This window comes from Arthrobacter sp. MMS24-S77 (assembly GCF_054888235.1).
Window position 1 is genome coordinate 1,718,741 of the sequence record NZ_JBTZRN010000001.1, and the last position, 15,440, is coordinate 1,734,180.

General features: G+C 64.2%; 13 protein-coding genes. 7 read left to right on the forward strand and 6 right to left on the reverse strand.

The genetic code is table 11. The features are described 5' to 3' along the window. Positions 1-2 precede the first annotated feature (2 nt). The 5 genes from recN to ACX5I4_RS07870 all read left to right on the forward strand — a co-directional run bounded on the left by recN (position 3) and on the right by ACX5I4_RS07870 (position 5,910). Positions 3-1,742 carry a DNA repair protein RecN gene (recN, locus tag ACX5I4_RS07850; RefSeq protein ID WP_461836185.1) on the forward strand — a complete coding sequence of 580 codons (1,740 nt, stop codon included), beginning with the start codon at positions 3-5 and terminating at the stop codon, positions 1,740-1,742. A 212-nt stretch (positions 1,743-1,954) separates the two neighbouring features. Further along, positions 1,955-3,697: a CTP synthase gene (locus tag ACX5I4_RS07855; RefSeq protein ID WP_461836186.1), complete on the forward strand. Its 1,743-nt coding sequence runs from the start codon at positions 1,955-1,957 to the stop codon at positions 3,695-3,697. 27 nt (positions 3,698-3,724) lie between these two features. Next, entirely contained in the window at positions 3,725-4,387 is a 663-nt protein-coding gene (locus ACX5I4_RS07860; RefSeq protein ID WP_461836187.1) for an NUDIX domain-containing protein, read from the forward strand. A 2-nt stretch (positions 4,388-4,389) separates the two neighbouring features. Further along, positions 4,390-5,352 (forward strand): site-specific tyrosine recombinase XerD, encoded by a 963-nt coding sequence (gene xerD, locus ACX5I4_RS07865; protein ID WP_461836188.1) that lies wholly within the window; start codon positions 4,390-4,392, stop codon positions 5,350-5,352. A 54-nt stretch (positions 5,353-5,406) separates the two neighbouring features. Then, the gene (locus ACX5I4_RS07870; RefSeq protein WP_461836189.1) at positions 5,407-5,910 is read left to right on the forward strand and encodes an 8-oxo-dGTP diphosphatase; all 504 of its coding nucleotides are present in this window, start codon (positions 5,407-5,409) and stop codon (positions 5,908-5,910) included. Between the two features lie 80 nt (positions 5,911-5,990). Here ACX5I4_RS07870 and ACX5I4_RS07875 read toward each other — a convergent pair whose 3' ends face one another. The 6 genes from ACX5I4_RS07875 to ACX5I4_RS07900 all read right to left on the reverse strand — a co-directional run bounded on the left by ACX5I4_RS07875 (position 5,991) and on the right by ACX5I4_RS07900 (position 12,805). Then, positions 5,991-7,142, reverse strand: coding sequence for a bifunctional 2-methylcitrate synthase/citrate synthase (locus ACX5I4_RS07875; RefSeq protein WP_461836190.1), 1,152 nt, complete (start codon positions 7,140-7,142; stop codon positions 5,991-5,993). 71 nt (positions 7,143-7,213) lie between these two features. Beyond that, positions 7,214-8,122 (reverse strand): methylisocitrate lyase, encoded by a 909-nt coding sequence (prpB, locus tag ACX5I4_RS07880; protein ID WP_461836191.1) that lies wholly within the window; start codon positions 8,120-8,122, stop codon positions 7,214-7,216. Beyond that, on the reverse strand, positions 8,123-9,643 hold the full coding sequence (locus ACX5I4_RS07885) for an MmgE/PrpD family protein (RefSeq protein ID WP_461836192.1): 1,521 nt from the start codon (positions 9,641-9,643) through the stop codon (positions 8,123-8,125). It lies immediately after the preceding gene. A gap of 10 nt (positions 9,644-9,653) precedes the next feature. After that, complete coding sequence (locus tag ACX5I4_RS07890) at positions 9,654-10,295, reverse strand: GntR family transcriptional regulator (RefSeq protein ID WP_461836193.1); 642 nt, start codon at positions 10,293-10,295, stop codon at positions 9,654-9,656. Between the two features lie 132 nt (positions 10,296-10,427). After that, positions 10,428-11,141, reverse strand: a complete 714-nt coding sequence (locus ACX5I4_RS07895) for a response regulator (protein ID WP_461836194.1) — start codon at positions 11,139-11,141, stop codon at positions 10,428-10,430. Further along, positions 11,138-12,805 (reverse strand): sensor histidine kinase, encoded by a 1,668-nt coding sequence (locus tag ACX5I4_RS07900; protein ID WP_461836195.1) that lies wholly within the window; start codon positions 12,803-12,805, stop codon positions 11,138-11,140. The genes ACX5I4_RS07895 and ACX5I4_RS07900 overlap by 4 nt, the downstream gene beginning before the upstream one ends. Positions 12,806-12,957: 152 nt before the next feature. Here ACX5I4_RS07900 and ACX5I4_RS07905 point away from each other — a divergent pair, with 152 nt between their 5' ends. Further along, positions 12,958-14,283 carry a cation:dicarboxylate symporter family transporter gene (locus tag ACX5I4_RS07905; RefSeq protein WP_461836196.1) on the forward strand — a complete coding sequence of 442 codons (1,326 nt, stop codon included), beginning with the start codon at positions 12,958-12,960 and terminating at the stop codon, positions 14,281-14,283. 243 nt (positions 14,284-14,526) lie between these two features. Continuing rightward, the gene (locus tag ACX5I4_RS07910) at positions 14,527-15,426 is read left to right on the forward strand and encodes a ParA family protein (protein ID WP_461836197.1); all 900 of its coding nucleotides are present in this window, start codon (positions 14,527-14,529) and stop codon (positions 15,424-15,426) included. The last annotated feature ends 14 nt before the right edge of the window (positions 15,427-15,440 follow it).

The window sequence follows — 15,440 nt, forward strand, 5'->3', positions numbered from 1 at the left end:
CCATGATCGAGGAACTCCGGATCCGTGATCTCGGCGTCATCACCGACGCCACATTGCCGTTGGGGCCCGGACTGAGCGTCGTCACGGGCGAAACCGGCGCCGGCAAGACCATGGTGGTCACCGCCGTCGGCCTCCTTCTGGGAGCACGGTCCGACGCCGGTGCGGTGCGCTCCGGCGCCAAGTCAGCCTCCGCGGAGGCCCGGCTGTTGCTCGATCCCGCGCACGCCGCCGTGGAACGGGCCGTGGAGGCCGGCGGCGACGCTGAAGAGTACGACGGCGGCACTCAGCTCTTGCTCGCCCGCACCGTGGGTGCGGACGGCCGCAGCCGTGCTTTCGTGGGCGGCCGGTCGGCGCCTGTGGGCGTGTTGGCAGAACTTGGCGAGAGCCTGGTGGTGGTGCATGGCCAGTCGGACCAGATACGGCTGAAGGGTGCCGTGGCGCAGCGGCATGCATTGGACCGTTTCGCCGGGGCCGACCTCGCCGCGATGCTCACGGAATACCAGGATCTTTACAGTCATTGGAAGTCCAGCCAGGCGGAGCTCGATACCCTCCGAGGCGAGGCCCGGGAAAGGCTACGGGAGGCGGAATCGCTCGCTGCCGCGCTCCAGGAAATCGACGGCGTCGATCCCCAGCCGGGCGAGGACGAGTCCCTCAAGGCAGAGGCAGTGAAACTGGCCAACGTCGAAGAGCTTCGCATTGCCGCCGCAGCTGCACATGAAGCCCTGATCGCGGAGGAATTCGGCGAAACGGCCGACGCCACGACGCTGATCGACTCGGCCAAACGGACCTTGGAACAGGTTTCCGAACATGACGAAGCGTTGGCGGGGGCTGCCACGCGGCTCGCCGAGATCGGCTTCCTCATCAACGACATCGCGGGGGAGCTGTCCAGCTACCAGGCCTCCTTGGACTCCGAAGGACCCGAACGCCTTTCGGAGATTGAGGACCGGCGTGCGGCCCTGGCCAAACTCATTCGGAAGTACGCTCCGAGCATCGACGAGGTCTTGGAATGGGCAGCCGCTTCGAGGACCCGGCTGGACGAACTGCAGGACGACTCCAGCAGGATCGAAGCCCTCGACGCTGAGGTGACTGCCGCGGAATCCACGCTTCGGAAGCAGGCCACCCGGATTTCCAAGTCGCGGTCGAAGGCCGCCAAAGAGCTCTCCGCGCGCGTGAGTGCGGAGCTCACCGCCCTTGCAATGGCCGATGCAACCCTGGTGATCGAGGTGGACAGCCAAGGGCAGCTGGGGCCGCACGGCGTCGACGACATCTCCTTCCTCCTGCAACCGCACTCAGGCGCCCCTGCCCGCCCCCTCGGCAAGGGGGCTTCCGGTGGTGAGTTGTCCCGTGTCATGCTCGCCATCGAGGTGGTCCTTGCCGCAGTGGACCCCGTGCCGACGTTCGTCTTTGACGAAGTAGATGCCGGAGTCGGTGGGCGTGCCGCCGTCGAGATCGGACGCCGGCTCGCCATGCTGGCGCGCCACGTCCAGGTGCTGGTGGTGACCCACTTGCCACAGGTTGCCGCCTTCGCGGACCAACACATCCGGGTCACCAAGACCTCGGTCAGGGGAAGCGACGGCAAGACCGCCACGGGCTTCACGTCCAGCGATGTCCAGCTCCTCGATGATGAAGAACGCGTGAAGGAGCTTGCCAGGATGCTGGCGGGGCAGGAAGACTCGGAGTCTGCGCGTGCGCATGCCCAGGAGTTGCTGGACGACGCCAAGCTGCTACCCCAGCAGGCGTAGCCGAACAGCTCCAGCCGTAGGACATCAGTCACATCCAGGCCTTGAGGGACCGGGAGCCGGCTCATGCGGGGGGCGCTGCCAAGCCGCGGATTCCCGAGCGGCTGACCTGTTACTGGCGGGTCGGGTGGGCTTTACTCTTGATCCTTGCCCCACGGCAAGGGACTATTGAGCATTTGGGAAAACGGCTAGCGGACCCTTTGGAGGCGCAATTGATGATAGGCTCGAATTCCGTGGTGCAGCGATCAAATTCCCGTGTAAATTCCCGGTTCCCGGGCTCGTCCAAGACGACCAAACACATCTTTGTCACTGGCGGTGTGGCGTCCTCGCTCGGTAAGGGACTGACGGCTTCGAGCCTCGGCCACCTGCTGCGGGCACGCGGTTTGTCTGTAACTATGCAGAAGCTCGATCCCTATCTGAACGTGGATCCGGGCACGATGAACCCCTTCCAGCACGGCGAAGTCTTCGTCACGGACGACGGCGCCGAAACCGATCTCGACATCGGACACTACGAGCGCTTCCTCGATGAAAACCTCGAGGGCTCGGCCAACGTTACGACCGGCCAGATCTACTCGACCGTCATCGCCAAGGAACGGCGCGGCGAGTACCTCGGCGACACCGTCCAGGTCATCCCGCACATCACGGATGAGATCAAGCGCCGCATGCGCCTGCCCGCCGAAGGCAAGAACGCTCCGGACGTCATCATCACCGAAATCGGTGGCACTGTTGGCGACATCGAGTCCCAGCCTTTCCTGGAGTCCGCCCGCCAGGTCCGCCAGGACATCGGCCGCAACAACGTCTTTTTCCTCCACGTCTCCTTGGTGCCGTACATCGGCCCGTCGCAGGAACTGAAGACCAAACCAACGCAGCACTCCGTTGCCGCCTTGCGCTCCCTCGGCATCCAGCCGGAAGCGATCGTGATCCGTTCGGACCGCGAAGTGCCCGACGCCATGCGCGAAAAGATCGGCCGCATGTGCGACGTCGATATTGACGCCGTGGTCAACGCCGCCGATGCTCCCAGCATCTACGACATCCCCAAGACGCTGCACTCCCAGGGCCTTGACTCCTACGTCGTCCGAGCCCTGGATCTCCCGTTCAAGGACGTCGACTGGACCAGCTGGGACAAGCTCCTCGAAGCAGTCCATAACCCCAAGCACCAGGTTGAAGTCGCCTTGGTGGGCAAGTACATCGACCTCCCGGACGCCTACCTGTCCGTGACTGAGGCCTTGCGCGCCGGCGGTTTTGCCAACGAAACCAAGGTCAAGATCCGCTGGGTCCCGTCCGATGAATGTGAAACCCTCGAGGGCGCTACCAAGTCCCTGGCCGGCGTTGACGCGATTTGCGTTCCCGGCGGTTTCGGCATCCGCGGCTTGGAAGGCAAGCTGGGCGCGCTCAAGTTTGCCCGCGAAACCAAGCTTCCGGTTCTGGGCCTGTGCCTGGGCCTGCAGTGCATGGTGATCGAATACGCCCGCAACGTGGTCGGCCTTGAAGGCGCATCCTCCAGCGAGTTCGAGCCCGACTCCAAATACCCTGTCATCGCCACCATGGAAGAGCAGCTGGACATCGTGGACGGCAAGGGCGACCTGGGCGGCACCATGCGCCTTGGCCTCTACGAAGCCAAGCTGGACGAAGGCTCCGTGGTTGCAGAGACCTATGGCGCAACCACGGTCAGCGAACGTCACCGCCACCGTTACGAGGTCAACAACAAGTACCGCGAACAGATCGCGGCCGAGGGCCTGGTGTTCTCCGGAACGTCTCCCGATGGCAAGCTGGTTGAGTACGTGGAGCTGCCGCGCGAAGTACACCCTTACTACGTGGCAACGCAGGCCCATCCGGAGCTCAGCTCCCGCCCCACGCGCCCGCACCCGCTGTTTGCTGGCCTGGTGAAGGCCGCGCTGGAGCGCCAGGCAGGCGTTGATTCTGCGGCAAAGTCGGCCCGCAAGGTAGCTGCGAAGTAATCGCTCACACAAACGAAGGACGGCGCGATGCCCGGTATCTCTGAAACCCCCAGTACTTTTCGGAAGGTTTCGGACATGCCGAGCCCGCGCCGTCTTTTGTCGTCCAACAAGGTTTACGAAGGCCGCGTTTGGGACGTCGTCAGCGACGCCTTTGAGCTGGGCGAAGATACCGGTACTTTGGTTCGCGACTACATCGACCATCCCGGCGCTGTTGCGGTGTTGCCGATGAATGTCGACGGCGAAATCCTTTTGCTCAAGCAATATCGCCACCCGGTCGGTATGGATCTTTGGGAGATTCCCGCCGGGCTTCTTGACGTGGCCGGCGAAGACTTTGTGGTGGGTGCAGCCCGGGAGTTGGCGGAGGAGGCCGATCTTGCGGCCGTCACGTGGAACGTCCTGGTGGACTTCTTCAATTCGCCCGGATCTTCGAGCGAGGCGATCCGAATCTATCTGGCGCGGGGACTGGGAGACGTGCCTGAGGCCGAACGCCACGTCCGCACGGAAGAGGAATCCGAAATAGAACTGGTGTGGGTACCTCTCGACGAAGCTGTTTTGGCAGTGCTCGAAGGCCGCCTGCACAACCCGTCCGCCGTCGTCGGGATCCTCGCCGCCGCGGCTGCGCGCGCCGACGGTTTCAGGGGCCTGCGCCCGGCAGATGCCCCCTGGCCGGCCCACCCAAGCCAGCGCTGACCATGCCCCAGCTCGCGGAAACCCGGATTCAAACAGCCATTGACCTGGCCGTCACGGACTACCTGCAGCACCTTGGCGTGGAACGCGGCCTCGCAAGCAACACGTTGTCCGCCTACCGGCGGGATCTGTCCCGCTATTCGAACTTCCTGGCTGCCTCCGGCGTCGACAAACCAGGCAACATCTCCCGCCATGACGTCACCGCCTTTGTGCAGGCACTCGCCGACGGCTCGGATGGCGCGGCAGCACTCGGCGTCCGCTCTGCGGCGCGCACCGTGGTTGCGGTCCGGGGGCTCCACAAGTTTTGGGCCTTGGAGGGGACGACGACGGCGGACCCCGCCAGCGATGTCCACCCGCCAATGCCCGGCAAGCGCCTGCCGAAGGCCATTAGTGTTGGCGAAGTGACCCGGATCCTCGAAGCGGCCGGTGCCGACACCGCCACCGGCCTGAGGGACCGAGCGCTCCTGGAGTTCCTCTACTCCACAGGTGCCCGAATCAGCGAAGCTGTGGGGCTCGACGTTGACGATGTCTCCCTCGAAGCGGAAGCCGATGGGCCCGCGATCGTACGGCTCTTCGGAAAGGGTTCAAAGGAGCGCCTGGTGCCGCTGGGGTCCTATGGTGCTCGCGCCGTCGGTTCCTATGTGGTCCGCGGAAGGCCTGCGCTGGCAGCCAAAGGAAAAGGCACCCCGGCACTGTTCCTGAATGCCCGCGGAGGACGGATCAGTCGGCAAAGTGCCTGGACAATTCTGAAGACTGCAGCGGAGAAGGCCAACATCACCAAGGATGTCTCCCCGCACACCCTCCGGCATTCGTTTGCCACGCATCTGCTTGAGGGCGGTGCGGATGTCCGTGTTGTGCAGGAGCTCCTCGGCCATGCCTCGGTGACCACCACGCAGGTGTACACCTTGGTCACCGCAGATACCTTGCGAGAGGTGTACGCATCCGCGCATCCTCGGGCGCTCGGCTGATCCCGGTCACTTAAGGCACGCTTCCGGAGACCCGCAGGGAGCTAGGCTTGGTCAATGACTGCAGACCACGTCACCCTGTGCTTCCTTCTTCGTGACGGCGACGCCGGCAAGGAAGTTCTCCTGGGTCGGAAGAAGACCGGCTTCGGCACCGGGAAGATTGTCGGTGTGGGCGGGCACGTGGAATCCGGCGAGACAGCGGCCGAAGCCGTATGCCGGGAAGTGCAGGAAGAAATCTTCGTCCACGTCGAAGAAGAGCATCTCATTCCCGCAGGCACAGTGGATTTCGTCTTCCCCGCCAAGCCCGGGTGGAACATGTTCACCACGGTGTATCTGACCGAGCATTGGACCGGCGAACCCGCCGAAAGCGATGAGATAGCTCCACAGTGGTACCGGGTGGCAGGGCTCCCGGTCGAACAGATGTGGGCCGACGCCGAACACTGGTTGCCTGCCATGATTTCCGGCCAGCGCATCGCAGTGGAGGTCGTGCTTGCCGATGACAACGAGAGCGTCGCGGAAGTGCACACGGCCGATTGGTTGGATTCGGGAGCAGCGCGCTAGCTGCCGGACAAATACACCAACAACGACGTCGGCCGACACCTCCCCACGCGGTAGCCGGCCCGACGTCGTACATGGAGGAATTACGGCAGGTGCCGTTCGTCCACGCCGTTGTATTCGCTGAGCGGACGGATCAGGGAGTTCGATGCGGCCTGTTCCATGATGTGCGCGGTCCAGCCGGTGATGCGGCTGGCGACGAACAGCGGGGTGAAGGTGGGGGTGTCGAAGCCCATGAGGTGGTAGGTGGGTCCGGCGGGGTAGTCGAGGTTGGGCTTGATCGCCTTGGCCTCGTCCATGGCTTGTTCAAGGCCGTTGTACAGGCCCAGGATTTCCGGCCGGCCGTAGTGGGCGATCATCTTATCCAGGGCGGCCTTCATGGTGGGCACGCGGGAATCGCCGTGCTTGTAGACGCGGTGACCGAAGCCCATGACCTTCTTCTTTTGCGCCAGGGCCTGCTCCATCCAGGTCTTCGCCCGGCCCGCGGCGTCCTCCAGCGATTCCTCGGTGCGGATGCCGATTTCCTCGAACGTCTCCATCACGGCTTCGTTGGCGCCGCCGTGCAGCGGACCCTTGAGGGCTCCGATCGCCGCGGTGACCGCGGAGTGCAGGTCCGAGAGGGTGGAGGTGACAACGCGGGCCGTGAAGGTGGATGCGTTGAAGGAGTGCTCGGCGTAGAGGATCATCGAGACGTTGAACGCCTTCACGACTTCTTCCACCGGGTCCTCGCCGAAGGTCATCCACAGGAAGTTCGCGGAGTAGCCGAGGTCGTCCCTCGGTGCCACGGGTTCGATGGGTTGTCCGTCCCCGCGGCGGCGGCGCTGGTCGTAGGCGACCACGGCCGGCATGGCGGCGAACAGGTCAATTGCCTTCGCCATGTTGGCTTCCGGCGTGGAAACCTCCGCCAACGGGTGCCGTGCCCCCAGCACAGAAGCGGCCGTACGGCACACATCCATCGGGTGGGCTGTGGTGGGCAGCGTATCGACGACCTGCTTCACCACCGGGTCAAGGGCGCGGCCTGCGCGCTCGCGGGCTGTGAACTCTGCAAGTTCTTCCGGCGTGGGCAGCTCACCGTTCCACAGCAGGAAGGCAACTTCCTCGAAGCTGCACTTGGCGGCGAGTTCCTGCACGGGATAGCCGCGGTACAGCAGCGAGTTGGTGTCCGGGTTGACCTTGGAGATCGCGGTGTAGTCAACCACGACCCCGGCCAGGCCCTTCTTGATCTCAACAGCTACCATGCTGTCCTCCTTCGTTCGTCGGCAAGCACTCCGGAATAGCCGGAGCGCCTGCATCCCCTTGGTTGATCCAGTTACCGGCTGAGGCCAGGAATCTGGAAGTTGAAAACGCTCGTATCGAAGTGGTTGTAGGCCTCGTAGTCCACGAGGTCATAGAGGCGCGCACGGGTGAGCATGTTCTCCACCTGGGCCTCCTGCGTTCCAGTGGCCTTGATCGTTTCCAGCGTACGCTCTGCAGCGCCCATGGCAATGCGGAGCAGGGTGACGGGGTAGATCACGATGTTCACGCCGACGCCCTGGAGCTGTTCCACCGTGAATAAATCACTCTTGCCGAACTCGGTCATGTTGGCCAGGATCGGCACATCCACTGCATCACGGATGGCTTGGAACTCGCTGAGATCCTTCATGGCTTCCGGGAAGATCGCGTCAGCGCCGGCTTCGACGAGGGCCCGGGCACGCTCCTGGGCGGCCTCGATGCCCTCGACGGCACGGATGTCGGTCCGGGCCATGATGAGGAAGTTCGGGTCGCGCCGGGCGTCGGCCGCGGCGCGGATGCGCTTTGCAGCGGTGTCGACGTCGACCACGTTCTTGCCGTCCAGGTGCCCGCAGCGTTTCGGGTTGAACTGGTCCTCGATGTGGCACCCGGCGAGTCCGGCGTTTTCAAGCTCCTGGATGGTGCGTGCCACGTTCATCGGTTCGCCGAATCCAGTGTCCGCGTCCACGAGGCACGGCAGTTCGGTCATGCGGGCGATCTGCCCGGCCCGGGTGGCGACCTCAGTGAGGGTGGTGAGCCCGATGTCCGGTAGGCCGAGGTCGTTGGCGAGGACGGCACCGGAGATGTAGACGCCGGGGAAGCCCTTTTCCTCGATCAGGCGTGCCGAGAGCGGGTTGAAGGCGCCGGGGAACTGCTGGATGGTCCCGGAAGCGAGCATCTCGCGCAGGGCGAGGCGTTTCTGTTCCGGCGTGGTCTTGGAGTAGAGCATCTAGAACAGCCCTTTCGGTGCGGCGGCGAGGTCGATGACGCCGGGCGCGGCGGTGATGTTCAGCTGGTCCAGTTCGCCCGGTCCGAGATCCGGGAGGGCTTCGGCGGCGGCGAGGAAGCGTTCGATCTCGGACGCCTCGACCAAACCGGTAGCAAGCGTGCGGAACTTGTCGATGTACTGTTGGCGGGCGAAGGGCCGGGCACCGAGCGGGTGGGCGTCGGCGACGGCGATCTCATCCGTGATCACTGTCCCATCCGTGAGTGTGATGACAACAGTGCCGCCGAAGGCCTTTTCCGCGATGTCCAGGGAGTGGTAGCGGCGGGTCCATTCGGGATCTTCCACGGTGGTGACCTTGTGCCACAGTTCCACGGTGTCCGGGCGTCCGGCACGCTCCGGGCTGTAGGAGTCAACGTGGTGCCAGGCACCGTCCTGCAGTGCGACGGTGAAGATGTACGGGATGGAGTGGTCCAGCGTCTCGCGCGAAGCGGTGGGGCTGTACTTCTGCGGATCGTTGGCGCCGGAGCCGATCACGTAGTGGGTGTGGTGGCTGGTCTTGATGAGGACGGAGGCCACGTTGGCGGGGTCCGTGGCTTCGGGGTGCTCTTTGTGGAGTTTGCGGGCGAGGTCGATCCAGGCCTGGGCTTGGTATTCGGCGGAGTGTTCCTTGGTGTAGGTGTCCAGGATGGCTCGCTTGGGCTCCCCGGCTTCGGGCAGCGGGACTTCATAGGAGGCGTCCGGGCCGTCCAGCATCCAGGCGATGACGCCGTCTTCGCCTTCGTAGATGGGCACGGGGGAGGTCTGGCCGCGCATGGCCCGGTCCACGGCTTCGACGGCCATCTTGCCGGCGAACGCGGGGGCGTGGGCCTTCCAGGTGGAGATTTCACCCTTGCGGGACTGCCGCGTGGCCGTGGTGGTGTGCAGGGCCTGGCCGACGGACTGGAAGATCGTCTCGACGTCCAGGCCCAGGAGGGTGCCGATGCCCGCGGCGGCGGAGGGGCCGAGGTGGGCCACGTGGTCGATCTTGTGCTTGTGCAGGCAGATGGCCTTGACCAGGTTTACCTGGATCTCGTATCCGGTGGCGATGCCGCGGACCAGGTCCTTGCCGCTCGCGCCCACGTGCTGGGCCACGGCGAGGATCGGCGGGATGTTGTCGCCGGGGTGGGAGTAGTCGGCAGCCAGGAAGGTGTCGTGGTAATCGAGTTCGCGGACGGCGACGCCGTTGGCCCAGGCAGCCCACTCGGGGGAGACCTTGTCGCTGATGCCGAAGACGGACGAGCCCTTGCCGTTGGTGGTCGGCGCGTGGGTCAGGGCTTGCGCCCGGGCGGCGATGATCGGAGCACGGTTCAATGAAGCGACAGCGACGGAGGCATTGTCGATGATCCGGTTGATGATCATTTCCGCCACCAGGGGGGCCACCTCGACGGGGTCGGCGGCGACCGTGGCGATCTTGTGCGCCAACTGGTCCTCACGGGCAAGGTTCTCTTCGCTCTTGTAGACGCGGACGTGGTTGTTCTTCACCATGGTGCTCCTTTTAGTGAGGTGTGTGGGTGGCTTTGACGTGGGAAAGACTGCGGTGCAGATGGACGGTGGTGGCTGCTTCGGCGAGCCGGGGGTTGCCTGCCGCGATGGCTTCGGCGATCGCGGCGTGCTCGGCCGCGGCGGCTTGGAGGCGTTCGGCGTCGTCGGCCGCGAGGCGGCGGACCCGCACCAGGTGAACGCGCAGGCTGCGCATGGCCTGGGCGAGGTAGGAATTGGAGATGGCCTCGTCGATCGCCTCATCCAGCCTTCCCACCAGGGCGTAGTAGTCGTGCCGTGCGGGATCGCTGTCGTTGAGCATTTCCGGGGCCCGGAGGAGTTCGGCGTGGAGTTGCTTGAATACCGCACGTTCACCGCGTTCAGCGGCGAGGGCGGCAGCTTTGCCTTCCAAGGTTTCGCGCAGCTCGAACAGTTCGTCGATGTCCTCCAGCGAAATATCGGTGACGACGACGCCGCGGCCGCCCGCCGCCGTCGTCAGCCCTTCCGCGCTGAGCCGACCCAGCGCCTCCCGGACGGGCGTGCGGGACACACCCAGGCGTTCGGATTGTTCCACTTCGGCCAGGACGGTGCCGGGGGCCAGCCGCCATTCAATGATGTCCTCGCGCAGGGCGGCATAGGCCTTGTCGCTGGCGCGCATGGATCCTCCCTCTGCTGTGCGGATGCCATCAGTGTATACACAAACCTCAGTTCAGCCTAGCTTTGTTCAAAAAAACCAGCTGAGATTCGATCTGTGTATACATAGCTTCGGTGTGCACGTGCGGGTGGGGCGCTAACTCCGGTTCCAGCGATACTCATTTTCGGGTCGTCCTGGAGTGCCGTAACGCGGATTCCTGGTAACCAATCCGGCGTCGGCCAAGTACTCGAGGTAGCGTCGAACGGTGACCCGGGACATGCCAAGGGCCTCGGTTGCCTCACTGGCGGAGACGGCCCGGCCGAGGCTTGCGAGAAGGTCCTTAACGGAGTCCAGGCTGTGGGCGGAAAGGCCCTTGGGCAGCGGGAGCTCGGTGGGCGCGCGGAGGCTCGCGAAGGCCTGGTCCACATCACTTTGCGAGGCTCCACTGGCACGTCCGCCCGACGCCGGTGCGGCAAGTTGCTCGCGGAACATACGGTAGCTCGCGAGCTTGTCCGCGAACGTTGCGAAGGTGAACGGCTTGATCAGGTATTGCACCACACCGATTGACACGGCGCTGCGGACAATGTTCACTTCCCGGACCGCAGTGATGGCGATGATGTCGGCCAGCAGGCCGGACGCGCGCATCCGTCGGGCGACGTCCAGTCCGTGAAGGTCCGGCAGGTTCATATCCAGCAGCACGAGGTCCACCGGTTGCCCCGCGGCGGCGAAATCGTTGAGTAGACGCAGGGCCGATTGTCCGTCCGGGGCTGTTCCAGCAACAGTGAAACCGTCGATTCGGCCGACGTAGACGCCATGGGCATCGGCTGCGATGGGTTCGTCCTCGACGACGAGGACGCGGATATCGGTCATTCGGCTTCTTTCCTGGAGTCCGGCGCGGGGAGCGCCACACGGAACAACGCACCGCCCAAGGCGCTGGTGGATTCGCTGATGGACAGCGTACCGCCCAGCCTCTGCACGGCTTGGCGTACCAGCGCCAGGCCAACGCCGCGGGAGGGAGCTCCAGGGCCCGCACTCTGTCCGATGCCGGCTGCTTTGGTGCTGAATCCGTACTGCCAGACGTCGTCCACGATGCCGGGATCGATGCCATGGCCGGAATCGACAACCGTGAACGTGGTTCCGTCCGGTCCGGACTCGATTCCCAGTTCCACTTTCCGCGGAGGGGGAGCGGCGGCCGCGGCATCGAGCGCGTTGTCCAGCAGGTTGCCCAAGATCGTCACCAGGTCCTGGACGGCCAAGCCTTGAAGGCCGTCCCCGCCGGACACCGTGACCGTGAGCTCGGCTCCGCGTTCGTGTGCCTCGGCCGATTTCCCCATGATGAGTGCACTCAGGACGGGTTCGTCCACTGAAGCCACCAGATGGTCGGTCAACTGTTGGCTTAGCTCAAGGTCCTTGGTGGCAAAATCCAAGGCGTCGGCAGTACGCCCGAGCTCCATCAGGGAAACAATGGTGTGCAACCTGTTCGCGTGCTCATGGGTCTGGGCCCGCAAAGCGTCGGACAGCGTCTTCATCGTCTCCAGTTCGCTGCCCAAGGACTCGATTTCCGTGCGATCCCTGAGCGTGGCTACGGTACCGAATACGGCGGGGCGTTGCCGGCCACTCATTCCCGGCGGCCCCACCGCCGGCGCTTGGTTTACCACCAGGATCCGGGAGCCTGTGAGGTGGATTTCGTCATGTGCAGTGCGGCCGGATTCGAAGAGGCTGTGGAGGCTGGCATCCAGGGGCAGATCCGAAAGGCGCGGGGCGGCACCTGCTGCAGGGTCGACGTCGGACGGTTCCAGACCCAGCAGTTCGGCGGCCTGGTCGTTGTACATGACCACGCTGCCACCGGTGTCGATGAGCACCACGCCTTCGCGGACTGAATGCAGGACGGACTCGTAGTACGCGAACAGCTGTGCCAATTGCTCCGGTCCCCAGCCCCGGGTCACGGAGCGTAGGTATCGGCCCAACAGCCACGAGGCCAGGGAGCCGCCTACGAGCATGGCCAAGGAGATGGCGATGATTGCTGTGAGCCGCGCCGACACCGCGACGTCAACGGTTCGCACAGTGACGCCCGCAGCCACCAGGGCCCGAACGGTTCCGGAAGAGTCCTCTACCGGAACGATGGTGCGCACCGACGGGCCGAGGGTGCCGGCCGTGACTTCGGTGAAGGTTTGTCCGTGCAATGCCGGGTCAATGGTGCCGATATAGGGTTTGCCGATTTCGTCGGGGTTCGCGTGGGTCCAGCGAGTCCGGTCCGGCGCCATGATGGTGATGAAGTCGGCGTGGGCGTTGGCCATCACCACCTGCGCGTACGGCTGCAGTGTGGCTGAGGGATTTGGCGTGCCAGCGGCCTGAAGCACCAGGGGGTTGGCTGCGATCGCGGCGGCAACGGCCTGCATGCGCTGGCCAGCGTCGTTGTAGGCGCGGTCCCTGGCATCCACGAAGGCCGCCGTCCCCACGATCGCGGTGAGCGCCAGGATGAACAGCAGGTTCGCCACGAAAAGTCTCCGGGCAATGCTCCAGCGTCGGATCACGCGCTCCTCCTTTTGACCAATGCTGCGACCAATATGAACGCAACAGTGATTCACGTCACCCTGCCCCCAATGATGGATATCACAGCAGAGCGACGCAGGGACATTTTGCAGGAACCACGGCGCTTTCCAGAGTATCTAAAAGGAGCAAAGCCATGACCTCTCAAAGAGGAGAGATTGCACCCGCGAAGGCCGGGCGCAAGGGGCTGGACAAGTCGCATTACCTCTACATCGCCGTGATCGCCGCAGTTGTGCTGGGCGCCGTCGTCGGCCTGATGTTCCCTGACGTCGGAAAATCCCTCAAGCCGCTCGGCGACGGCTTCATCAAACTCATCAAGATGATGATCGCCCCGGTCATTTTCTGCACGATCGTCCTGGGCATTGGCTCCATCGCCAAGGCAGCCACCGTGGGCAAGGTCGGCGGGCTTGCATTGGTGTACTTCCTGGTGATGTCCACCTTCGCGCTCGCCATTGGGTTGGTTGTGGGCAACCTCATCCACCCCGGTGAGGGACTGAAGCTGACCCCCTACGACCCCAATGCGAAAGCTGCTACGAACAGCACCGCCGACTTCCTCCTGGGGATTATCCCCGGCGACATCCCCGTCTTGCCGACGCTCCTGGCCGCCATTTTGGTGGGCTTCGCGTTGCAGCGCATGGGCTCGCAGGGACAGCCGGTGCTCAAGGCCATCCAGCACGGACAGGCCCTCGTGTTCCGTATCCTCATCATGATCATGTGGCTGGCGCCGGTCGGTGCCTTCGGTGCGATTGCCGCCGTGGTCGGGGCGACCGGAGCCAAGGCAATCCTGAGCATGTTCACCTTGATGGTCGCCTTCTACATCACGTGCGCGCTGTTCATCGTCGTAGTACTCGGTACCTTGCTCCGGGTCGTGGCCGGCGTCAGCATCTTCCAGCTGATGAAGTACCTTGCCCGTGAGTACCTCCTCATCTTCTCCACTTCCTCCTCCGAGGCAGCGTTGCCGCGACTCATCGCCAAGATGGAGCACTTGGGCATCTCCAAGCCGGTTGTCGGTGTGACGGTGCCTACCGGTTACTCCTTCAACCTCGATGGAACCGCGATTTACCTGACCATGGCGTCGCTGTTCGTGGCCAACGCCATGGGCATCCCGCTGGACCTCGGCGCCCAGGTATCGCTCTTGGTCTTCATGATCATCGCGTCCAAGGGTGCGGCCGGTGTGACCGGCGCCGGTTTGGCCACCCTCGCAGCGGGTTTGCAAGCCCACCGGCCCGAATTGCTGGGCGGCGTAGGCATGATCGTGGGCATCGACCGCTTCATGTCCGAGGCCCGGGCCCTCACCAACTTCACGGGCAACGCGGTTGCCACCGTGTTGATCGGCACCTGGGTCAAAGAAATCGACCGCAGCCAGGTCAGCAGCGTCCTGTCCGGCGCCAGGCCGTTCGACGAGCTGACCATGATCAGCCACCACACTGAAGTCGAGGCAAAAGAGGCCGTGGCCGCATAGCGAGGCGCAGTCCAGAAGCTATGAAATGCGAGCAAGGCAGGACCCCTGGCGGGGCCTGCCTTGCTCGCGTGTCGGCGGCACAGGAACCCAACCTTCTACCTCAGCTAGAAGGTAAAGGCTCAAATTGCGGGCAAAGTCAAGTTCCGCGGAATGCCGTGTCGGGCGCTGTAGCCTAAGACGGGAGCAGTGCATGGCTGGAGACAGCCGCAGGAAATGACCGTCGTGGAGAGAGTGGATAGATACGTGAGCAGCGAACGGGGAGCAACTACGCTGGAGGGCACGGATTTCGATCTGGAAGACGCCGTCATGGGGCCAACGGGCCGCCCGCACCGCGACTTCCCCGAACCCGCGCCGCTGGCCTCCCACGGCCCGGCCAGGGTCATCGCCATGGTCAACCAGAAGGGCGGCGTGGGCAAGACCACGTCAACCATCAACCTTGCCGCTGCGCTCGCAGAGTTCGGCCGGCGCGTACTGCTCGTCGACTTCGATCCGCAGGGTGCCCTTTCAGCTGGCCTGGGTGCGAACCCGCATGAACTTGACCTCACTGTCTACAACGTCCTTATGGACCGCAAAGTGGACATCCGCGACGCTATCCAGCAGACCGGTGTCGAAGGCATCGACCTCCTGCCGGCAAACATCGACCTCTCCGCGGCGGAAGTCCAACTGGTCAACGAGGTCGCCCGCGAGCAGGTACTGGACCGCGCACTCAAGAGCGTCGAGGACGACTACGACGTTGTCCTCATCGACTGCCAGCCTTCCCTGGGCCTCCTGACGGTCAATGCCCTGACGGCCGCGCACGGAGTCATCATTCCGCTGATCTGCGAATTCTTCGCCCTTCGCGCGGTGGCCCTGCTCGTCGAAACGATCGAAAAGGTCCAGGACCGATTGAACCCGCGCCTGCAGGTGGACGGCGTGCTCGCCACGATGTATGACGCCCGCACCCTGCACAGCCGGGAAGTCATCTCGCGTCTCGTGGAGGCTTTCGGAGACAAAGTCTTCGAAACCGTCATCAAGCGATCCATCAAGTTCGCCGACGCCACGGTTGCCGCAGAGCCCATCACCAGCTACGCCGGAAACCATATCGGCGCCGACGCCTACCGACGCCTGGCCAAGGAACTGATTTCGCGCGGCGGCGCACCCTAGCCAGCGTGGCAGAG